General features: G+C 42.7%; 13 protein-coding genes and 1 tRNA gene. 12 read left to right on the top strand and 2 right to left on the bottom strand.

Annotation, left to right across the window (positions count from 1 at the left end):
- Positions 1 to 95 precede the first annotated feature (95 nt).
- On the bottom strand, positions 96 to 1,706 hold the full coding sequence (locus IEY24_RS14780) for an OstA-like protein (RefSeq protein ID WP_188933352.1): 1,611 nt from the start codon (positions 1,704 to 1,706) through the stop codon (positions 96 to 98).
- Positions 1,707 to 1,818: 112 nt separating this feature from the next.
- On the opposite strand from IEY24_RS14780, the gene tilS reads away from it, so the two are divergent.
- The 4 genes from tilS to IEY24_RS14760 all read left to right on the top strand — a co-directional run bounded on the left by tilS (position 1,819) and on the right by IEY24_RS14760 (position 5,844).
- The gene (tilS, locus tag IEY24_RS14775) at positions 1,819 to 3,150 is read left to right on the top strand and encodes a tRNA lysidine(34) synthetase TilS (protein WP_188933350.1); all 1,332 of its coding nucleotides are present in this window, start codon (positions 1,819 to 1,821) and stop codon (positions 3,148 to 3,150) included.
- Between the two features lie 368 nt (positions 3,151 to 3,518).
- Positions 3,519 to 3,603 (top strand) — tRNA-Ser (locus IEY24_RS14770).
- 249 nt (positions 3,604 to 3,852) lie between these two features.
- Positions 3,853 to 5,073, top strand: coding sequence for a site-specific integrase (locus IEY24_RS14765; RefSeq protein ID WP_188933345.1), 1,221 nt, complete (start codon positions 3,853 to 3,855; stop codon positions 5,071 to 5,073).
- 198 nt (positions 5,074 to 5,271) lie between these two features.
- Entirely contained in the window at positions 5,272 to 5,844 is a 573-nt protein-coding gene (locus IEY24_RS14760; RefSeq protein WP_229222346.1) for an alpha/beta hydrolase family protein, read from the top strand.
- Between the two features lie 117 nt (positions 5,845 to 5,961).
- On the opposite strand, the gene IEY24_RS14755 is transcribed toward IEY24_RS14760, so the two are convergent.
- Positions 5,962 to 7,419: a hypothetical protein gene (locus IEY24_RS14755; protein ID WP_188933343.1), complete on the bottom strand. Its 1,458-nt coding sequence runs from the start codon at positions 7,417 to 7,419 to the stop codon at positions 5,962 to 5,964.
- Positions 7,420 to 7,618: 199 nt separating this feature from the next.
- On the opposite strand from IEY24_RS14755, the gene IEY24_RS14750 reads away from it, so the two are divergent.
- The 8 genes from IEY24_RS14750 (at position 7,619) to IEY24_RS14715 (ending at position 22,735) form a co-directional block, all read left to right on the top strand.
- Positions 7,619 to 7,888, top strand: a complete 270-nt coding sequence (locus IEY24_RS14750; RefSeq protein ID WP_188933341.1) for a helix-turn-helix domain-containing protein — start codon at positions 7,619 to 7,621, stop codon at positions 7,886 to 7,888.
- 5 nt (positions 7,889 to 7,893) lie between these two features.
- Positions 7,894 to 8,478, top strand: coding sequence for a BrxA family protein (locus IEY24_RS14745; protein ID WP_188933339.1), 585 nt, complete (start codon positions 7,894 to 7,896; stop codon positions 8,476 to 8,478).
- Entirely contained in the window at positions 8,475 to 9,053 is a 579-nt protein-coding gene (locus IEY24_RS14740; RefSeq protein WP_188933337.1) for a DUF1788 domain-containing protein, read from the top strand. Before IEY24_RS14745 ends, IEY24_RS14740 begins: the two co-directional genes overlap by 4 nt.
- Positions 9,050 to 12,547: a BREX system P-loop protein BrxC gene (brxC, locus tag IEY24_RS14735; protein WP_188933335.1), complete on the top strand. Its 3,498-nt coding sequence runs from the start codon at positions 9,050 to 9,052 to the stop codon at positions 12,545 to 12,547. The genes IEY24_RS14740 and brxC overlap by 4 nt, the downstream gene beginning before the upstream one ends.
- A 15-nt stretch (positions 12,548 to 12,562) precedes the next feature.
- Positions 12,563 to 16,051: a BREX-1 system adenine-specific DNA-methyltransferase PglX gene (gene pglX / locus IEY24_RS14730; RefSeq protein ID WP_188933333.1), complete on the top strand. Its 3,489-nt coding sequence runs from the start codon at positions 12,563 to 12,565 to the stop codon at positions 16,049 to 16,051.
- The gene (gene pglZ, locus IEY24_RS14725; RefSeq protein WP_188933327.1) at positions 16,048 to 18,552 is read left to right on the top strand and encodes a BREX-1 system phosphatase PglZ type A; all 2,505 of its coding nucleotides are present in this window, start codon (positions 16,048 to 16,050) and stop codon (positions 18,550 to 18,552) included. The genes pglX and pglZ overlap by 4 nt, the downstream gene beginning before the upstream one ends.
- A 2-nt stretch (positions 18,553 to 18,554) precedes the next feature.
- Positions 18,555 to 20,573, top strand: coding sequence for a BREX system Lon protease-like protein BrxL (brxL, locus tag IEY24_RS14720; protein WP_188933323.1), 2,019 nt, complete (start codon positions 18,555 to 18,557; stop codon positions 20,571 to 20,573).
- Positions 20,574 to 20,635: 62 nt separating this feature from the next.
- Positions 20,636 to 22,735, top strand: a complete 2,100-nt coding sequence (locus tag IEY24_RS14715; RefSeq protein ID WP_188933322.1) for a DEAD/DEAH box helicase — start codon at positions 20,636 to 20,638, stop codon at positions 22,733 to 22,735.
- Positions 22,736 to 22,777 lie beyond the last annotated feature (42 nt).

Genomic DNA, 22,777 nt, shown 5'->3' with positions numbered 1-22,777 from the left:
TATTCAAAATATATTGTGCGAACGGGTAACTTTATTTTTGTATGGTAAAAAATCGTGCCGACAGCTAACCTCGGGACACAGTATTCGAATTAAACTCATTTTTCCTGCCAGGTCGTCTTTGCTTTCGTCGGCTTCTCTGATATACGCCAGTTGAACCCATCCAGTTGCCTCTCGGCAGGTTTTATTTTGGACGGTGGTATCAATTTTCCATCCGGTTTCCCGATGAAGGCGATACGCTGGACGCGATTTTCTTCAAAGAGCAGGTTCATTCTCCCGCATTCGACCCTGTTCAGACCGATATTTTTCTGCTTATCATCAACCGCGTAATAGGCACTTTCTCCGTTGCCGTCAACCAGTACCTGTTTCAGCTTGTTTCCAGTCTGAAAATAGGCGTTGATCGTCCGTCCTTTCACCTGATTGAATTGTTTTACGAGCGTGTCCTCGGTGATTACGAACGACTTGCCTTTGAGCAACATTCTGTTTATTTCATTGCTAACCAGGAATGCGGTAATCGAATCCGCTTCCATCTGGTAATGCTGATCGCTCCAGAGGATCGGTTTGCGGAAAAAGCGGATGATCGAATCCGACGTGTCGTAGGTGATCGAGTCGCATTTTCCCTGGAAGTCGGATTTGTAAATAAACACATTCCGGTCTCCGATCAGCTTGCGCGTGCTGTCGCGCGAATTCTCATAAGAATAAAGCGTGTCGGCGCGGATGTAAAGCGTGTCTTCGGATACGACATTTCTTACATAAGCATGTCCGAAAATTTTGGAATAACCTTTTGTTTTCCAGTAATACCCCTCATCCCCGTTGAGGACTGTCTTATCCTTTTTAGCCACAATCACCACATTCCCTTTTCCCTTGCCGTCGCTCGATTTTCCATCTACGATCAGCGAATCGGCGGTGAGCGTATACGTTTCATTGTCAACCGTCGTGCGAGTATGGAATGCCGACTGTGTAGACTCCGTATTGTACTGCCCTCTGGTTCCTACGACCGTGCCGTCTTTGTTAACGATCTTGGTCCTTCCGTTGAAATAGGACCATTTTGTGATCGAGTTGTAAAGTAATGTATCCGTTGTGAGCGTATACTTTTTGTTTACGAGCTTGACGCTTTTGTAATAGGTAAATTCCTTGGTGGCTGTATTGTAGAATCCTTCCTTGCTGGTGAGCACATTCTCTTCGTCGACAGTTCGGCCGGGTTGCTTATAATAAGCGATCCCGTTGGCCATATCGTATTCGATTTTTCGGGTTGTGAGTGTTTTTTTGGTGTCTTTTAGGACTGTTTTTCTTCCACTTACAATAGCCAGGCGGGTATTTCCATAATAATAAAGCGTATCTCCCGTCACTGTTAGGGTATCCCCCTGAAGGATTCTGACATTGCCGAAGGCCTCGATCATATTGGAGTTGATATGCTGGATCGCAAGGTTGCTGTACAAAAGCGCACCCTTGTGCCGGAACACACCGTTTATGACACGCCTCGATTCGTCCCCCGGCAGGTTGATGATTTCCAGTTCATCCGATTTGAGGACCTCAACCAGGTCTCCGCTTTGAGCGGGCTGTGTTTGAGGTAATGCTTTCTGCGCGAACAGATAAGGCGAAAAAATCAGTAAAGCAAAGAACGTTATCTTAAATATATTTCTTTCGATATTGATGACGCCGAAAAGTTTAAAAGGGTTGCAGGTTTCTGCACAATTTTTTTTCTTCATGTTGCTGTTCTTTCTCTTACCTTTGGCCGGATCCTGTCCCGTTACCACTCGGACGAAGAGATAAATCCATTCTCATTTACTCAAAAGTACATCAAATACGATTCGCAGGTTCATGTTGGATTCGTTTTTAACTTTTATTAACCAACACACGCCGGATTTGAAACACCAGCCGACTTTGCTCGCCGTAAGCGGTGGCATTGACTCCGTGGTAATGGTTCATCTGTTTCATAATCTGGGACTTCCTGCTGGTATTGCGCACTGTAATTTTGGTTTGAGAGGGGAGGAGTCGGAGGGCGACGAGGCTTTCGTACGGGAACTTGCTGCCCGATGTGATTTTCCGTTTTTTGTGACAAGGCCTGATGTGAAAGGCGTCGCGAAAACCGCGTCTGTTTCAATACAGATGGCCGCCCGTGAGTTACGGTATGCGTGGTTCGAGAAGGTGAGGGGAGAGTCTGGTTACGAATGGATAGCCACCGCGCACCATGCGAATGATTCATTGGAAACTTTGTTGCTCAACCTGACCCGGGGCACCGGCCCTGCCGGGTTGACCGGTATTGCGCCAGTTAACGGTAAGTTGATCCGGCCGCTAATCTTTTCAAACCGTGCGGAAGTTGCCCGGTATGCGGCGGAAAGTAACATTAGCTGGCGGGAAGACAGGACAAATCAAACAGACTATTATCATAGGAATAAAATCCGTCACCACGTGATACCGGTGTTATCGGAGTTGAACCCGTCGCTGGAAACGACCTTCAATGCTTCGTCGGAGCGGCTGAGAGCTGCCAATGTGTTGCTTGAAGAATATCTGCAAAAATGGAGAGAACAGATCGTCAGGTATGAGGCCGACACTATTCGTATTCCCATCGGCGAGCTGCGTGGAGGCAAAGAGCCGGGATACCGGCTATGGACCATTTTACAGGGGCTCGGCTTCGAATATAGCCAGGTCCGCGGCATTCTAGCTGCCCTCGACGGGATTCCGGGTAAACGTTTCTTTTCGCCAACGCATGTCCTGCTTGTGGATAGGGATCACCTGGTTTTAAAAACGCGGTCTGAGGCCACCGACGGTGAGGAGTTGGTTATCGAAGGGTCGGACGCCACATTTGACTGGCAAGGGGAGCGGCTTACCTTAAGTACATTGCCGGCAGGAACTTCCCTGCATTTCGATCGATTCACAATCATCGTGGAAGCGGACCAGCTCATATTCCCTCTCACACTAAGAAAGTGGCGGCAGGGTGATACCTTTCAGCCGTTCGGGATGGCGGGCAAACACAAGAAGGTGAGCGATTTGCTGATCGATAACAAGATCGACCGCTTCGAAAAGGAAAAAATCACCGTTTTACTGAATGGAAATGGAGAAATTATCTGGGTTGTAGGTGTCCGCGCAGACGAGCGGTTTAAATTAAGTAGCGATTCGAAGGTTGCAATAATGATCTCGCTTAATCCTTAGGAAACAAAAAAGGCCAGATTAACAACCTGACCGTTTTCCACGAATTTCTATCCTAAGGTAAGTTAGCTCTATCGGCTGCAAGAACGGCAGCGAATTTGGTTGGGAAAATGATATTAGTCATAGTGGGCAGAAAAACTGATTTGAAAGGACTGGACTAGTGCATCGAAGAACGCGCGAGGTCGACGGATGACTTTCCCACGCATCGGATAAAGCGGAGAACCACGAGGGTGACGCACTAAAAAACAGACTTTGTCCATCGCTCACAATGAATCACTTACCGAAACTTTCAGCAAAATCACTAAAATTTTCTTGCGTTAATTGATATTAACTGTACATTTGCACCATGATTCGCATACGGCGGAGCAAATAGAGAGATGGCAGAGTGGTCGATTGCGACGGTCTTGAAAACCGTTGACTGTAACAGGTCCGGGGGTTCGAATCCCTCTCTCTCTGCAGGACATGATGTCAAAGCATTCAAAAACCCCGTTTAAACGCTTTAAACGGGGTTTTTGCGTTTTTCGGGCTTACCAAAAAATGCACAAATTCCCAATGAAAATGTAGGGGATCGTGGAAGTTATAAAACTGCAAAAAAACTTCCACAGCACACCGACTAACTGGCTGACCAAAAGATGTTTACAAGCCAAACATCTTTACTTTCAATTGTAACAATTCGATTTTTGTTCATCTTAAACATTTTGTACTATGTTAGAAACAAGCTTCGGGTTGATTTTCTTTTTGAAAAAGCCCAAACCAGAATTGCCAGATGGAATGCGCTATCTCTACTGCCGGGTTACGGTCAACGGCGTTCCCAAGGACATCTCTACAAAACGCATCTGGCATCCATCCAAGTGGAGCGTCAGCGCTGGTCGGGCGACAGGAAACAAGGAGGACACCAAGACACTGAACGCCTACCTCGATACACTGACCTCCAAAATTTACGAGGCAAAGCGATCCCTGATTGAGGCAAATAAGGAAGTAACCTCAGAAGCGATCAAGAACATTCTTCTCGGCAGAACGGAAGGCGGGAAAACTATCCTCCCCATCTTTCGAGAGCACAACGATCAAATCGCCGCTTTAATCGGAGCTGATTTTGCGCCAGGCACATTGGAGCGCTATGAGACCTGCATGAAACACACCCGTGATTTCATCAAATGGAAGTACCAGGCAGACGACTTTGAAATCAAGAATCTGGATTACGAATTCATATCACAGTACGAGTTCTGGCTCAAAGCGGTTAAAAAAATTAGCCATAACACTACGATGAAGTATCTGGCTAATTTCAAGAAGATCGTGCTTCTGTGTGTTAAAAGAGGATGGCTGCTACGTGATCCGTTCTATGCTTTCAAATTCTCGAAACGAGAGGTTGATCGGCAGGCATTGACAGAAGTTGAGTTGAAGAGGGTGTGGGAGAAAGATATGGGTGACGGCCGGCTTGCTCTGGTCAAGGACATCTTTTTGTTCTGTTGCTACACAGGCCTTGCCTATGCGGATATATACAAATTGAAGCGGACTGAGATTGCCGATGGCATTGATGGCGGGAAGTGGATTACGACCAAGCGCCAGAAGACTGACTCTCCCTCCCGGATACCTATATTGCCGATGGCGATGGAGATTATGGAGAAGTATGAAGATCATCCTCAGTGTGAGAATGAGAATCGCGTGCTGCCGGTGCTTTCCAATCAGAAGATGAATTCCTATTTAAAGGAGATTGCCGACTTGTGCGGGATACAGAAGAACATCACTTTTCACTTGGCTCGGCATACTTTTGCTACGACGGTGACTTTGACTAATGGGGTGCCAATTGAGAGTGTTTCCAAAATGCTCGGGCATCGGAATATTAAGACTACTCAGCAGTATGCTAAGATCGTGGACAAAAAGATAAGTGATGATATGGCGAGGTTGAAAGATATCCTTCGCCGTTAAAATCAACTAGCTTGCTTTTAAAAGCCGAGGCTGACAGAAGACAGTCTCGGCCCGTTTGAGCCAACTATGAAAGTGTCAAGTGGAAGGAAAGCCGCGCCGGCTCTCAGGGCAATTCGCGCCGTTATATAATTAGCGATCTGTTAAGCAGTGGTCATATTCTAGCTGTCACTCTATGAGAGACAGATGGTCGCCCGAGGTATGTCTCTACGCACGATATTTTCCGATAGTAAACCGGTACATGTAACTGCTTTTGAATTACATGTCCAGTTCTGCCATGAAAAAACTTACTCTACTCGAATTCGCGGCGATCATACTGACGATAGCTGCATTCATTTTTTTGTCGACAAATCAGTTCTCAGCAAAAAGACTGTCAATCTAAGACCCCAGGAGTCGAAACCGCCTTTTCCGTACAATCAGGAGGATATTACATTTGAAAATCCGAAGGCTGGCATCAAGCTTGCGGGGACACTCACACTGCCTGCGCGCGAGGGTAATTTTCCTGCGGTGATACTGATCAGCGGTGGCGGCCCGAGCGACAGCGATGTTGAGTCGATTGGTCACAAACCCTTCCTCGTGATAGTCGATCACCTCACACGAAATGGGATTGCAGTTCTAAGATTTGACGACCGAGGCGTTAAGCAATCCGAAGGTGACTATCAATCGGCCATTTCGGCAGATTTCGCAGACGATACAGAAAATGCAGTCCGCTATTTAAAAACGAGAAAGGAAATCAATTCCGACCAAATCGGCCTCGCCGGTCATAGCGAGTGAGGATTAATAGCGCCGTTGGATGCGGCTCGCTCAGCAGACGTCGCATTCATCATTATACTCGCCGGTCCCGGAATGCCGGGCGATTCCGCCATACTATTACATTGTTTCTCTATGTTATTAAATTCTTCCAATTCGCAGTTTAGCGTTCTTCAGCATGGACTCGGAAAACAATGGATGATATTTAGGATTATTTACGACTAAAAATTCTATCGTCAAATCAAGTCTCCCCATCAATAATAAAATTGTAAAGCCATCTGTTGGATCTGTGGAACTGAGTAATTCACTTGCCGTCGCCAATGCTCCCTTCGCTGCTAGCATTATCGAAAAATACCTCGGAGTGTTTGACTTAATTTCGTTCTGAATCCTTTGGTAGAGAGTTTCAAGATCTATTTCAAGCTCCTTCGCCAATTGAGAACTATTTAATTTTTTATCGGCAATATCATCCCTTTTGACGAACTGAAAGGTCACAACACCATCGACAGGAACTGGATCGCCGTCCGATCTTTGGGGATTAACTACACCGGATGTATTCGCTACGACGAACCCTTGGCTAAGCCAAGCCGTTTTCCAAACATGCGTCTTAGAGGCATAATCATTGCCCCAAAAAACTCCATATTTATAAGCTACTGCCGGAAGCTGACCTTTACCAATCCGTTCAATTTTTTGATTTAATTCATCAATGGTTACAGTAAATGTTGTCATGCCCTCTGACAGCGCGTTTGAAAGTAGCTCTTGTATTGGGTAGTATTTTTGCTTTGGAGAGAGCCCATCAACCTTTTGCATCTGATTATTTTTCACCTTTCCACGTAGCTTTGGTTTCAAATTATCCAGCTTTCCGTTCATCTCTCGGAAGGGAATTTCAATCTTAGTGAAAAGTAGCATCTCTGTGCGGTAGGGCTCATCAGAATGTTCAGGATAGATCAATGCATTTAATGCAATGATCAGATCGCAATAAATGTAGTAAGCAGTTTCTTCCGGATAAAAATTACTCTTAATATACTTTCCAATCAAAATCTCGATTGGCTTCTCAGTAATCATTTTATTTCTAGAGCCGCCTTTTATAGGGAAATATTTAAGCCCTGCCCCATTTTCATTTGCTTTGTAGATAATATAGTTTAAAGTATAAATGGCTCTATTATCATAGATTACGTACTTCTCTGGATCCCAAAAACTAGATAATTTTGACAGCGAAGGAATGATATTAAACAACTCAGATGGTAGTGGATCGCCACTCTCCAAACAACTGAAAAAGCTATCAATTCTCTCCAGATTCTTCTGACTCTCCGAAGGACTCTTAAATGCAGATATTCCACCCCAGTCCTTTATAATCCAATACAGTAACGCGTAATCCTGCTTGTTTGAGGACAATCTCCGACGCACAATACTCCTTAATAGTCGATTTTGACTGAAGGCAGATGTTGCACTCTTTACATCCAAAATTTCTTGATGACTTAGACCAAGTACTTTGGAACCATCGATGAGAAGCCTAGATATATCCCATGGGTAATTCTGCTCCAAAGTTTGCGGATCCAGATACTCTGCAATTAGTTGTGCAAGCAGTTCCTGTTTCTTCATGATGTAGTCAGTCTGATAGTTTCATTATTCAAACCTACAACAAATTTTTACAAAAACCTTTTTTATCAATATTTATATTATTTATCGATATAAAAGTGGGTTTGCAGCGCAAAAAGAGCGATTTGAAACTTTATTTTTTTAAAAATACCTTGTGTCGACAATTATCTATCATGAGAAAAAGATGCTATACTGCCACAAGATGACCTTACCCTCCCACTCCCACCAATTTGCCAAATCCCCTCATTCCCCCTATCTTGCCTGCATTCAAACTTTAATTTTTATTAAAGCCAACATGTTAAAAGAACTCATAAAAGTTAAGGGAGTCAAACAGAAATGGTTAGCTCAAAGGCTGGGCGTGTCAGAGGTTACGGTGAGTAACTGGGTGCAGGACAAAGCCGCCCCTACGCGGAAGCACATGGAAAAAATTAGTGAAGTATTAAACATTCCTTTCAAGGAACTTATAGGTTAATGGTGTTGGAAAAGTACGAGTTCTCCTTTACGGCTTGCTCACTTCATGTCAATGAAATGATTCAGTTTCTCAGAGAACAGCTGGGATTGGAAGAAGTGGGTGACGGAGGAAAAAAATCATCTATCAAACGGAAAAATCAAGAATTCAAGAAGCGATTGGATACGCTCACTCCCGCACAAACGGATGCGTTTCTGAACGGCGACTCGATTCTGAGACGACAATTGGCCTACCTATCTGCTTGTAAACTTTATGACTTTCTTAGAGAGTTTGTGGTCGAAGTAGTTCGTGAGAAAATGCTGCTTATGGATCTGAATCTTTCGGAAGGAGAATATTTGTCCTTTTACAGACGTAAAATGATCGATCACGAGGAGTTAGAGCATTTGAGTCCGTCAACGGAGGACAAGGTGAAGCAGGTGATCTTTCGAATGCTTGCAGAAGGGGGAATAATAAACTCGGTCAGCGAGAAAGTGATTCAGTATCAGCTTCTCGACCCTCACCTGATACGATTAATTGAAAATGATAACCCCAAGTGGTTAGAGGTGTTTCTATTCAATGACTTTCAAATAATGAATTACACCAAAAAAGTATGACCCACATTCAACAACAATTTGAACACACGTACCAGGTGGTGTCAAAAAAGGAATTTTTAAATAAGGAGTCGTTGGGCGGCGAAATTCCATTTTTCATTTCCCACTACCAGGCAGTTGATGAGAACAAAGTAAAAGAGGCCATTCGTTTGCTAAAAAACAGACTGGCAACAAATGGAATTTCTGTTCTGGAAATCAATTTATTCGATCTTGCGTGTGAAATTCTGGAAGAAAAGGGTGGTATGGACCGAATGTTTCGGGTTGAGAAAAGCAAAGGGTCCGCAAAGTTCCTCAGGGCACTACAATCCTCGCTGAATATACATGAAGTACTCTTACCAAGGATAAAAAGCCTGATACAGGATTCTGATGCGAAACTGTACTTCGTTACTGGTATTGGCCTGGTGTTTCCATTTATCCGGTCACACAGCATACTCAATAACCTGCAATCAATCGCTACCCAAGCACCTACAATCTTTTTTTACCCAGGAGAATATGACGGACATTCCCTTAAGCTATTCAATCTATTGAAAGACGACAATTATTATAGAGCCTTCAACCTTGAAATAATACAAGCATGATTATTAAAGAAATATTCGACCTTCCTATTGATAGAAATATTGAAACCGTTATTAAAGCGGACGACCGAGATAACGTCTCCAATGAAGTTGCAGAGTATGTAATCACCCGGGAAATCGGGAATAAGATTAGGGATCTTTTCAGTGTGTACCGCGATTATTCTGGAGTCAATGGCGTATGGATATCGGGCTTTTTTGGGAGTGGAAAATCTCACTTATTGAAGATTCTTTCCTATGTATTGGAAAACAAGATTTCAGATGGATATCCCTGTGGTGAATTGTTCGCAGATAAGATTGAAGACGACGCGATGTTGAGAGCGGACGTTCTGGCCGCATCCAAAATCCCTTCCGAATCCATTCTTTTTAATATTGACCAACAAGCACTTATTAAGTCAAAATCTGACGAAAACGCCATCCTGTCGGTATTCTACAAGATCTTTTATGATCACCTTGGCTTTTACGGCTACCAACCGCATGTCGCGGAATTTGAAATGTGGCTGAAAAAAAATGGTCAGCTAGACGCATTCGCGCAGAAATTCAATTCAAAAAGCACGTCAGATTGGAAAAGCGCGCGAATGGATTATTTCGATCCCATGGTCACGGATACGATCTCAGAAGTTTTGGCTGAACTCAATGGTAAAAATACTTACGACTACGACGATATTCTCGACGTGATTGAAGAAAAAAGCAAACAATCTATCGATCATTTTTGCGAACAGGTACTGGAATACGTTCAGTCAAAAGGCCCTCATTTCAGGCTCAATTTCTTTGTGGACGAAGTCGGCCAGTACATCAGTGACAATACCAAACTGATGCTCAACCTGCAAACTATCGCTGAAACCCTGGCTGTCAAAACCAAAGGGAGGTCATGGATTCTCGTTACTTCACAAGAAGACATGGAGAAAGTGGTTGGCGATATGAACCGCAGTCAACAAAATGACTTTTCAAAAATTCAGGCAAGATTCAAGATTAAAATTCCGTTGACATCAGCCAACGTGGATGAAGTCATTGAGAAGCGATTACTTAAAAAGAAGCCTGAATTTACCGGCGCCTTGACAGACATATACCAAAAGGATCACGCGCATTTGGATACCTTAATTTCATTTTCCGATTCCGGCGTTCAATTTAAGGGGATTCGCGATGCGAAGGACTACGTAAACAAGTTCCCGTTTCTCCCCTACCAGTTTGATCTGTTTCAACAATGCCGGAGGGCTTTGTCTACACACAATGCTTTTCAGGGAAAACATACCTCCGTCGGTGAAAGATCCATGCTGGGAGTATTTCAGCAAGTCATAAAATCCCTTGGTGACAAGGATGAAAACGCACTTGTACCGTTTGATTTGATGTTTCAGGGTATAAGAAACGAGTTAAAGGGCGAAATTCAAAGCTCGATAAACCTGGCAGAAAATAACTTATCCAACTCCTTTGCCGTTAGGGTATTGAAAACGCTTTTTCTGATCAAGTACTATTCCAGTTTCAAATCCACAAAACGGAATATTTCCGTCTTGATGATCGATTCAATAAAAGTCGATCTGCGTGTGCATGACAAGCAAATTGATGAAGCATTGAATCAGCTTGAATCTCAAAACTACATCCAACGGAATAGTGATATTTATGAATTTTTGACAGATGACGAAAAGGATATTGAAGCTGAAATCAAAGACGTAGACATTGACGATCAAGCAAAGACACAGCAATTAAAAGATTTGTTCTTTGACGAAGTAATCAGAGATAACAAACTAGTCTATGCTGATAATCGTCAATCATACGACTTCGCAACCAAAGTGGATGGAGCATTAATTGGACGAGACAAAGAGCTAGGCATTGAAATCATTACGGATGACAATCCGGATTATGCCAACACCGACTTTTTTAAGTCGCAAACCATGAGCGTTTCCACGATGAAAATGGTTCTACCGGAAAACGCCATTTTCATTAAGGACCTTAGGTTATTTCTGCAAACCAATAAATACATTAAACAAAGTCAAAACGGATCACTTTCCAAAGAAAAGCAGCGCATTATACAGGATAAACAAGGGCAAAATCAGGAGCGAAGACGAAACCTGATGTTGATTGCAAATCAACTTTTGTCTCTGGCTGACGTTTATATCCATGGATCCAAACAAGAGCTCAATGCTACTTCTGATGGAAGAACCCGCGTGGTTTTAGCTTTCCAGATTCTGATCAAGACTTTCTATCCAAACCTGCGCATGCTCGGTGCGGCACAGTACACAGAAGACAGCATCAGGCAGATCGTCCATTCCACACAATCGGAACTGTTTGATAACGAACCCACGCAGACGGAGGCCGAAAGTGAAATAGTCAACATCATCAACAGACGTAAGGTACGGTCGGAAAGAACAAAACTTAGCGATCTCAAAGAGGTACTTGGCTCAAAACCCTATGGCTGGTATCCGAATGCTGTGTGGGCCATCACTGCCAAACTTTTCAAGCGGGGTGTGATTGAATTGAAACAGGATGCCAATCTGCTCGACAACAAGGATGCTCTAATTGCTTTTCTTAACAGCAGCTACCATGCCACCACGCAGGTCGAGATTCAGCAGGCGGAAAACCCGGCAGCGGTGAAAGCTTTAAAAATGCTTTACTCAGAATTTTTTCATGAAAGTTGCCCTCATAACATTGGTAAAGAGGTTGCCAATGCATTTAAGGAAAAGTTGAAGGTTGTCGTCGACGAAGTTCACCAACTTGTGAACCAGAAGCGAGACTACCCTTTTCTTTCGCAATTGGAAACACCACTTAGCACGCTGCGTCAGTTATCAACCAAAAATTACAGTCAGCTGCTTGAACAGGTAGACGACTTTAAGGACCACCTGCTCGACATCCGTGAAGATGTGCTTGACCCTATCAACACGTTCATGAAGACTGATCAACGGAAGATCTATGATGAAATCCGAAGTACGCTCAATGGTGATACTTCCAACTTTGAGTACGTAGAAGGCAGCGAATTGGAAACCTTAAAAGCACTCGTAAGCAATACGGCTCCCTACCGCGGTACTTTCATGCGTGAAGCAAAAACGGCGAAGGATGCGCTTACGCAAAAAGTGCTTGCCAAAATTGAGGCTGAACGGGCGCAAACCCTGGAAAGTATTGGCGAGGCTATACAGCACTTACAAAACTCTGAGGAATTTGCACAGCTGGAAATTAACGACCAACAACGCATACTTGCGCCGCTACAAAATGAAAAAAACAAATTGCCCCATCAACGGTACATTGGAAATATACGAGACAGCCGTCAGCGAATAAAAAGCTCTTTACTCACCAGTCAGTTAAATGAGATCCAACGCCTTGCAAAACCTGTCGTTGTCATTCCCGGCAAAGTTGCCGAACCCAAGGTGGAATACATTCGCACGTCGTCGGTGAAACTGCAATTTGACAAACGTGAGCTAAGAAGTGAAGCGGATGTAGAAGAGTACATCCAGGCGCTGCGTGCAGGGCTGATAGGCCAGATCAGAGAAAATAAAAGAATTTCCTTATAGATACCTCCAATATAAATGAATACCAATTCCCTCAAAAAATTTGCTCAGGAAGCGCGCAAAAAGCTGATTGCACAGGTAGGAAGCCGGCTTGAGTATGTTCTCCGGGCCGACTCTGCCGAATTACGGGAAAGAGCAGCACAAGTAAAAAAGCTGAATGATGAAATAGCTCGTACCTCCCGCGAGCAGCTGATTGAAAAAGTTGCGTATACCTGGTTCAATAGGTTGATGGCGCTGCGTTTTATGGATTCGAATGACTACCAGCCCATTGGCATACGGGTGGTAACGCCCCGTGACGGATTCACCACACCCGAAATACTGGAAGAAGCCAAATCCGGACAATTACCTGCCGAACTGCCTGTGAACACCTCACGGATTCACGAATTGCTGGACGGAAAAATTCCGAGTGCAAACCCGCAAAATGAGGTATACAAATTGTTACTCATTGCAGCCTGCAACCATTTGCACCAGGCGCTGCCCTTTCTATTTGAACGCATTGATGACTATACGGATCTGTTGATTCCGGACGACCTTACATCCGAGTTTTCCATAGTACATGATGTGTGCGCAGGGATGAAGGCAGAAGATTGTGCCGAAGTAGAAATCATTGGCTGGCTGTACCAGTTTTATATTTCCGAGAAAAAAGACGACGTATTTGCTTCCAAGGCTGCCGTAAAAAAGGAAGATATTCCAGCAGCTACCCAGCTTTTTACTCCCCGCTGGATTGTGGAATACATGGTGCAAAACACCGTTGGGAAACTCTGGCTGCAAAACCATCCGGCTTCCCGGTTACAGGAACACATGCCTTACTACATCGAATCGCCCTCATCAAAAGCGGATGATTTCCTGAAAATTACTTCTGTGGAAGAGATCAAACTCCTTGACCAGGCATGTGGAAGCGGGCACATCTTGATTTATGGCTTTGAGCTTTTCTATAAAATATACGAGGAAGAAGGTTACAACCCTTCTGAAATTCCCCGGCTTATTATTGAAAAAAATCTCTTTGGATTTGAAATTGATGAGCGCGCGGCGCAACTGGCTTCCATGGCTTTGATGATGAAAGCCCGAAGTTATTACCGGCGTTTGTTTAGAAATGACTTGATCCCCAATATCCTTTGCTACCAGGATCTGACTTTATCCAAAGCCCAAATTGAGGATACCTTTGCGCAGCTAGGTTTACAGTTGACAGTGGAGCTTTCACATGACTTAACCAACATGGCGCAGGCTACCAACCTGGGATCGCTGATACAGCCGCATACCGCGCAGCCGGAATTAAATGCATTGTTAAAAAGCCTCACCAAAAGCGCAAAAACCTGGGATGTATTATTATCTCCGAATGTAGAACAACTCACTGGAACTGTGAAGCAACTTCTTCTATTGGGTGACAAATATCACTGCGTGGTTGACAACCCGCCATATATGGGTGGGGGAAAAATGAATAAGGAGCTAGGTGATTGGGTTAAAACAAATTATCCAAAAAGTAAAGCAGACCTAATGGTTTGCTTCATGGAACAAGCCTTACGACAGTTACAACCAAATGGTTTTGTTGGCATGATTAACCTTCCATCCTGGATGTTCATATCTTCCTTTGAGGAATTTAGAGAGAGTTTAATCGATGACGCCACAATCGATACTTTATTACATCTAGGTCGGGGAATTTTCGGTTCTGACTTCGGCTCTGTTGCATTTACACTAATCAATAAAGAATCTAAAAATACAAAAGGGACCTATCGCAGACTTTTTGAAGAACATGTACAGGTGCGCAGTGTCGAAAAGATAAGACAACTATTCTTAGACAAGGCGTATGGATATTTTGAGAGTGACCAAAAAGAATTTGAAAAAATTCCGGGGAGTCCGATTGGTTATTGGCTGAGTAATAACCAACTAGGTGCATTCGCAAACAACAAAAAAATAGCGCACTACGCAGACATTAAAGTTGGCCTTCAAACGGGTGACAATACTAGATTTACCCGTCAATGGAGTGAGATTTCGGTCATCAGTCAAGGCCACAAGTGGATTCCATATAATAAAGGTGGCGATTTTAGAAAATGGTACGGAAATCAGGAACTTGTTGTGTTGTGGGACAACAACGGAGCAGAAATTAGAAATTTTAAAGATCAAGCGGGAAAGCTTAGATCTCGTCCTCAGAATGCCCAATTTTATTTTAAAGAATCAATTTCCTGGTCATTTGTAAGTTCAGGCTCGTTTGCAGTACGATATTATCCCAACGGATTTATTTTTGATGTTGCCGGCTCGTGTCTTTTTCCACAAAACAATCAAACAGAAATCCTTGGATTTTTGAATTCAAACGTCTGCGCCGAACTAATCAAGATCTTAGCGCCTACAATTAATTTTCAAGCCGGGGACATCAAAGCCCTCCCTTATAAATCAGTTAATTCACGTTCAATAAATGAATTAATTGAAAATTGTGTAGCCATAAGCCAAATTGACTGGGATAGATCTGAGATCTCCTGGAATTTTAGCAAAAATCATTTTCTCAAAATGAGCAGTCCAGATGTTGAAGAATCCTATGATCTCTATCAACAGTATTGGACCAACAAATTTTTCCAACTCCACAAAAATGAAGAAGAGCTTAACCGGCAGTTTATAGAAATCTATGGTCTAGAGGGTGAAATGACGCCTGATGTTCCTTTGGATGAAATCACCATTTTACAACAGGAAACTAAAATTGCCAATGGGCAACTCGTGTTCAACCAGCAGGAAGTCTTTGCCCAGTTTGTAAGTTATGCTGTGGGCTGCATGTTTGGCAGGTATTCGCTGGATCAGGAAGGGTTGATCCTGGCCAACCAATATGAAAGTCTAGAAGATTTTCTCAACAAAGTACAGAAGTCGGAAGCCGAACTATCATTTGTTCCTGATGCAGATAATGTAATTCCTCTATTGGACGAAGAATGGTTTGAAGATGATATCGTAGGACGCTTTTATGCATTTTTGAAAGCTACATTTGGTCTTCCAAATTTTGCAAAAAACCTGGCCTTTGTGGAGGCTTCATTGGGTAAAGACATACGGAAATACTTTGTAAAGGATTTTTATTCAGATCACATCCAGCGTTACAAAAAGCGCCCCATTTACTGGATGTTCTCTTCGCCTAACGGCTCCTTTAATGTATTGATCTACATGCATCGCTACCGGCGGGATACATTAAGCACGATCCTAAACAATTACCTTAACCAATACCGCGAAAAATTGCGTGGAAGGCTGGCGCACCTGGAACACTTGATAGTATCCGGGTCCTCGGTGGAGCAAAACAAAGCAACCCGCGAATCAGACAAGATCAAGCTGGTGTTATTAGAATTGCAGGAATACGAACGAGACATTTTGTATCCCTTGGCCAGCGAGCGAATCGGCTTTGATCTGGACGACGGCGTGCTGGTCAACTACAATAAATTTGGTAAAGCCATTAAGGAAGTCAAAGGACTAAACGATAAAGTAACCAAGCAAAAGGTCAGGGAGTTTGACTGGATCGATACCACGCAGATACGATGAGTAGAATAGAAGAAAGCCTTTACAAGCTGTTTGACGAGCACCGGCTGGTATTTTGGTATGACGAAAAGTCGGAAATGACGGAGGATTTTGAGCAGATGCAATTGCAAGGCATTGAAAAGGTACATGTGCAGCAAAATCCATTTGAAATAAAATACAGGCTGGTCAAAACCGAACCTGAGCAAAAATTTCTGCTGTACTTTTCGGATCCGCGCCCCGCATATGAGGATAACTGGCTGCTAGATCTGGAACTTGCACATCACGTGCTGCAAACAGATCAGGAAGCCTTGTTTTTACAGGAAATGGAACTGGGTTACCATTTCAGAGCTCTGGTCACGGAGCATCTGGAATTTTTCAAGTCCAAAGACCGGCGTATTAAACTAAAAGACCTTGCTACCGCAAACGACACGCATGAGGGGATCAGGTACAAAATGTTGTCGATCGTCTTTGGTGTGTTCAATTACCACTTGTCGTCCTTTGTACTCGCCCACACAGCCGCATTTTCCGACGGAAACGAGCGGCTGGACAAAGAGTTGAAACGTTACAATCTGGAAGGAGTTTACTGGAAAGAGATTGGAAAAATCTATGGATATCAGTCAGACAAACCTTCGATATTTGAATTTCTGATTGAAGTATTTGAACGGAATTTCTCACTTGGCAGAGTTACGGCCATCTCAAAAGAGTCCCGGCTTTTGCTTTCGCAATGGCGGGATTCCATTCAGTTCCGTGGCAGCTATCATGTTATATCGCAAAAAATTTCAGAAGAATTGCCTATTGCAGAAAAGCTTCAAAATGCAACACTGGATGAAATCGCAGATGACGAGTTGTTCAAGCTCACCGACCTGAAAATTATACATACGCTGCAAAAGGCTGTAATCGAACAGACCATAGCCCCGGACAAGCTCAACGGAATTATTAAAAGACGCGAAAACAAGTTTTGGTACCGTGAACTCGAAGAACTGTATCAGGCTTTATGGCACGGCTCCGATTTGATCGCGCTTGTCAAAAAACACGCAGACACGAAATATGCCACCTTTGAAGAAGGGGTAAAAGACTATGCGCAAAACCTGTACAAAGTAGATCAATCGTACAGGAAATTCATACTTCATTATCGTGCATCTAATCAGAACCGGGTGCTTTCGGAATTGTATGAACGCGTTGACAAGATTTATTCCAATGACTGGCTGCTTCACTATAACAACAACTGGCAACAGAGGGTGGATGAGCTTGACGCATGGCCGAATCAGAACCTGAATAGTCAGCAATTGTTCTTTAAAAATCAGGTAAAACCATTTCTGGATAAAAAACAGAGGCTTTTTGTGATCATATCCGATGCGCTACGTTACGAGTGCGGACAGGAACTTACAGCCAAGCTCTTATCGGAAAACAAACACCTGGCTTCAATAGAGCCCTTGATCAGTTCCCTTCCCTCCTACACGCAACTGGGAATGGCGTCCATGCTTCCGGTAAAAAATACGCTCTCAGTGCAAGCAAATTCTGACACGGTTCTGGTGGACGGCATGTCGAGCTCGGGCATACAGGGTCGTTCCAAAGTGTTAGAAACGAATGCGGATGTACGCGCCACGGCGATTCAGGCAGAAGAGTTTATGGCAAAAAACTCAGGACAGGAAGGGCGTGAATTCGTTAAAAACTATGATCTTATATACATTTATCATAATGTCATCGACAAACGCGGTGATGATAAAATGTCGGAAGATACTGTCTTTGAAGGCGTGGAAGATGAGATCAAATTTTTGATAGATCTTGTTAAGAAAATCGGAAACATGAACGGCCAGAATATCCTGATCACCGCAGATCATGGATTTATTTACCAGCATCACACAATAGACGAAAGCGATTTCACAGCATCGGTACACAGCGGGGAGGTTTGGAAAGAAAACAGGCGGTTTGTATTTGGAAAAAACTTGACGGGCGACAAATCCACAAAAGCATTCACAGCCAGCCAACTCAACCTGAGAGGAGACGTGATGGCATTGATACCAAAATCGATAAACCGGTTACGCATCAAAGGAGCTGGATCCCGGTTTGTACATGGAGGAGCAACACTTCAGGAAATCGTTGTTCCGCTAATTAGGGTTTCGAAGACTCGAGAAAATACGACGCGGCAAGTAGACGTAGATATCATTCGTTCTAGCGACCGCATTACAACCAATCTTCTTTCCATATCGTTTATCCAATCCGAACTAGTATCGGAGAGCGTTCTTCCCCGCCAAATACAGGCCGGTATTTATAGTGATGACCAGGAAGAAGAATTACTGAGTGATCTGTTCAAATATCATTTTGACTTTGCAGAAGGCAGTGAGCGCCAACGGGAAGTAAAACATAAATTCGTACTTAGCAGCAAGGCGAGTTCGAAGTATAGGAATAAACTGGTTTCGCTAATATTGAAAGAGCCGATTGAGGGAACTGTAAAGTGGAAGAAATACAATGAGCATAAGTTCACTATAAACATATCCTTCACCAACGACTTTGATGATTTTTGATAATGAAAGAGCTGGATAAAAAAATCAACACCCACTTTTCTGGTAAGGTAGTTCGAAAAGATCTTACCAAGCTGGTGAAGGGAAATGCCATTGTGCCTACGTATGTGCTAGAATACTTGTTGGGTCAGTATTGCGCGACGGATAATGAAGCTACCATTGAACAGGGAATTCAGCAGGTAAAAAGCGTAATTTCCAATCACTTTGTACACCGGGACCAAGCTCAGATCGTGAAGTCGACCATCAGAGAAAAAGGCTCTCACAGAATTATTGACAAGATTTCGGTCAAACTCAATGATAAGGAGGATCAGTATGAAGCGAATTTCGCCAATCTGGGCTTAAACAAAGTTCCGGTTGCAGATGATGTGATCAGGAGTTATCCTAAACTATTGACGGAAGGTGTGTGGTGTATTTTGACTATGGGTTACCTTCGGACAGATGAAAAAAATTCAACACCCTGGATCGTTGACAGCATCAAGCCGATCCAAATTTCCAATGTAGATTTAGAGGAGTACAAAGAGGCTCGTCAGCAATTCACAAAGAATGAGTGGATAGATTTACTCGTTCAAACAATGGGGCTAAATCCGGATGAATTTTCATTCAGAACTAAATTATTGCAACTAACGCGGCTGGTACCCTTTGTCGAAAATAATTACAATCTGATCGAACTGGGGCCAAAAGGAACAGGCAAATCACATGTTTTTTCGGAACTGTCGCCACATGGGATTCTGCTATCGGGTGGTGAAGTGACCAAGGCAAAACTGTTTGTTAACAACAGTAACGGAGCCATAGGATTGGTGGGTTTTTGGGATGTAATATCATATGATGAATTCGCTGGAAAGACAAAGAAAACGGATCGTGGGCTGGTAGATATCATGAAGAACTACATGGCCAACAAATCCTTTTCCAGGGGTACGTCAGTCTACGGTGCATCCGCTTCTATGGTTTTTGTTGGCAATACAGACCACACTGTCAATTACATGCTCAAACACAGCAACCTGTTTGATGCATTACCCAAAGACTATTACGATACCGCATTTCTGGATCGTATACATGCGTACGTGCCTGGCTGGGAAGTGCAGAAGTTACGTAACGATATGTTTACTTCCGATTATGGTTTCATAGTGGATTATCTTGCTGAGATTTTAAAAGATCTGCGAAAAGAAGACAGAACAAACGATTTCAAACCGTTTTTTGAATTATCGAATTCGATTACGACAAGGGATAAAGATGGTATTTCAAAAACATTCTCCGGATTGATTAAAGTGATTTATCCGGATGGAAAATTCAATAAGGAAGAAGCCAGAGAAATTCTGGATTTCGCCATTGAATGCAGAAAGCGCGTAAAAGAGCAACTCCGAAAAATGGATGAAACCTTTGAAAAGGTAGATTTCAGTTACTCCGATCGTGAAACGGGCAGAAAAAATGGAGTTGAAACACTTGAAGAAGTACAATATGGCAGAGCATCTGTTGTTGAGTCACAATTTATCCCAGAACAAGCTGTCGAACCAACATTTAAACAACAGACTCCAAGAGAAATCCAAAAAGAACTGAAAGCTGGGCAAATTATCCTGAGGGATAATCAAACGGGTATTTCTTACGAAAAGCTGTTTGGTGATTATCTTGTAGGAAGCACAGAAATCACCATTACGGATCCATATATACGGCTGCCTTACCAGTTCAGGAATCTGATGGAATTTATAGAGCTGGTAACCAAAAAAGTGAACATAGATCAGGATGTAAAAATCAATCTGATAACAGTCAATACCGAGGAATACATCGAAGGCTTCAAGGAAAAATTATCGCAGCTGGAGTATGGGCTAGAATCCATGGGAATCACATTCAATTTTGAATTCCGTGAATCCATACATGACCGATCTATTGAACTTAACAATGGATGGAAAATCCTTCTCGGCCGCGGCCTGGATATCTGGCAAAAAACCAACGGCTGGTTTGATTTAAGTGAATTTATTCAGGCTAAGAGACAGTGTAAGGCTTGTGAGGTTACTTATTTGAGGGTGTAGACCTTGGCTATTTATCATTTGGACAGTAGGTTTATTATTAATCCTTTCAAGATTTTCATACCATGTCTCGAATTATCAAGGTTACCGGTCAGGAGGGTACACATGAGTATCAAGCAGGCCTCGATTTAAAAAAAATTTTCGAAGAGCAAATCCCAACTGAGGTGGAGGATTTCAACCTAATTATTGCGACGAACCTAACCTTGTTCGGCCAAGAGGTAAAGGACATTGACATTGTAGTCATTGGCCAATTTGGAAAGGGATTTGTAAGAAAGCTCAAATTTAAGCCAAAAGACCGGGAAGAGTACGTTAATCGAAATGTATATTTTAGTAATTTCTGTTTTGTAATAGAACTCAAGAATCACCATAAAGAAGATGTTAGTCTTGGCAACACGGGCAATCTTCTAGTTAAGTATAATGGCCGCGATCATGACGTTACTTATCAAAGTAATAAACAGAAGTACTCGCTACTACGGTACTTCAAAAATTTCGATGAAATTGGTTATTCTCCATATATAGTAAATTTGATATGGTTGAAAAACGTTTCAGCTCAGGATTTAAACCAAATGACTGGACGCAAACCACACAACTATTTACCATCAAATTTCAAAATAGATTGGTTACTCCAGCTGGCATGCTCAGAGAATACGCCTTACGAATCCGGACTTAGCTTAGAGGGTAAAGTACCTTTCTTTGCTTTTAGCTCTGGTGTAAGACGAGAAAATGGATATGATCTCGACAATTTCGACAAGGCTTTTCAGTTATTCAACGTTGTGAAAAATAATGCCGGAAACATTACGAGACAGCACTTTGAAAGGTTAACTAAAAAAATACTAACCGGGCAGAAATATGCAGATGCAATTTTAAATACCGATCAAAATGGGAAATTTGTCATATTTTCAGGTAGAGCTGGCACCGGGAAAACCGTTAAACTTTTAACAGTGGCAAGTGATTTATGCGTTAACTACGGTTTTCGTTGCCTGATCTTAACTTTTAACTTTGCTCTCGTTGCTGATTTACGAAGGACCTTAACGTTGGCAGGAATTCCAGACAGCGCGGGTCAGGAGAGCGTTAGAATAATAACACTTCATAAATTCTTCATTGATCTATTAGAAGGATTCGAGATATTTGACCGCAGCAGTATACCAGATGATAACACATTTTTTCAAAAATACCCCGAATATTGTCAAAGTCTTATAGAATTTATTGAAGCTAAAAAAGCTCTTGGCAGTCCCCTAGAAATGGCGAAAAATCAACAAGCTATTGATTGGGATTATGTTTTTATAGACGAGGCCCAAGACTGGCTAGATGAAGAGATTGATATACTTTATAAAATATTCGGCCCTTCAAGAGTTGTGATTGCCAGAGCTTCTGATCAAATGACTAGAAGTGGAAAATCAGCCAAATGGGTAAGACCAAGATGGAAGCCTAACATTGATTACGTACAGACAAACGAAAGAAAATCCTTTCGCCAAAAGGTCAATCTTGTCCACTTTGCAAACATGTTTGCGGAAAAATTTGGTTTACCAGGATGGGAGTTAGAACCAAATGACGGGTTTGTAGGTGGAAAAATTATTGTGACTTCGACCTATACATATGAATTGCACCAAGAACAATATGAACTTTGTAAGAAAAATGGGAATAAGGCATATGAAATGATGTTTATTGTACCAAACACATTGATTGTCCGAAGAGAAGAAGAAATTCACAGCAGTTCCAACGGAGATGGAAGTGAAACAAAGAAAATCGTAAAATTATCTTCTTGTAGCCTGGTAAAGGAATATGAAGGCAAAATCGACTTTTGGGACGGCACAAATAAGGATCTAAGAAGAGAGTATCCAGTCAAAATTGACCAGCATCGAATAGTACCCTATGAAGCTTGTCGAGGATTGGAAGGCTGGACGGTAGTCTGTATGAATTTAGATGAATTTGTATCAGCAAAAGCAAAGGCCTACAAAAACGAGGACGATTCCGATCAGTTAAGCATAGCTTTGGAAACCGAGGATGAGAAAAGGGAAAAATTTGTAAATCAATGGACTCTCATTCCATTTACGAGAGCGATAGATACACTAATAATTGTTCTCAAGGACATGAATTCTCCATTTTCAAAAAAACTAAAAGAAGTGTGTCGCGAACTTCCTGAAATTGTGGAATGGATGGAATAATTAATATGCTTTGCCTAGCATGATGTGTGATGGTTCATAACA

The organism is Dyadobacter endophyticus (assembly GCF_014641595.1).
GTDB classification, from domain to species: Bacteria; Bacteroidota; Bacteroidia; order Cytophagales; family Spirosomataceae; genus Dyadobacter; species Dyadobacter endophyticus.
The sequence above is the reverse complement of the archived record's forward strand: the minus strand, read 5'-3'. Positions and strand labels throughout refer to the sequence as shown.

What these genes read in the sequence shown, in the direction of transcription:
- tilS (WP_188933350.1), top strand. Translation starts at nt 1,819, where the DNA reads ATGTTGGATTCGTTTTTAACTTTTATTAACCAACACACGCCGGATTTG.
- IEY24_RS14755 (WP_188933343.1), bottom strand. Translation starts at nt 7,419, where the DNA reads ATGAAGAAACAGGAACTGCTTGCACAACTAATTGCAGAGTATCTGGAT.
- brxL (WP_188933323.1), top strand. Translation starts at nt 18,555, where the DNA reads ATGAAAGAGCTGGATAAAAAAATCAACACCCACTTTTCTGGTAAGGTA.
- IEY24_RS14765 (WP_188933345.1), top strand. Translation starts at nt 3,853, where the DNA reads ATGTTAGAAACAAGCTTCGGGTTGATTTTCTTTTTGAAAAAGCCCAAA.
- brxC (WP_188933335.1), top strand. Translation starts at nt 9,050, where the DNA reads ATGATTATTAAAGAAATATTCGACCTTCCTATTGATAGAAATATTGAA.
- pglX (WP_188933333.1), top strand. Translation starts at nt 12,563, where the DNA reads ATGAATACCAATTCCCTCAAAAAATTTGCTCAGGAAGCGCGCAAAAAG.
- pglZ (WP_188933327.1), top strand. Translation starts at nt 16,048, where the DNA reads ATGAGTAGAATAGAAGAAAGCCTTTACAAGCTGTTTGACGAGCACCGG.
- IEY24_RS14740 (WP_188933337.1), top strand. Translation starts at nt 8,475, where the DNA reads ATGACCCACATTCAACAACAATTTGAACACACGTACCAGGTGGTGTCA.
- IEY24_RS14715 (WP_188933322.1), top strand. Translation starts at nt 20,636, where the DNA reads ATGTCTCGAATTATCAAGGTTACCGGTCAGGAGGGTACACATGAGTAT.
- IEY24_RS14760 (WP_229222346.1), top strand. Translation starts at nt 5,272, where the DNA reads ATGTCTCTACGCACGATATTTTCCGATAGTAAACCGGTACATGTAACT.
- IEY24_RS14780 (WP_188933352.1), bottom strand. Translation starts at nt 1,706, where the DNA reads ATGAAGAAAAAAAATTGTGCAGAAACCTGCAACCCTTTTAAACTTTTC.
- IEY24_RS14750 (WP_188933341.1), top strand. Translation starts at nt 7,619, where the DNA reads ATGACCTTACCCTCCCACTCCCACCAATTTGCCAAATCCCCTCATTCC.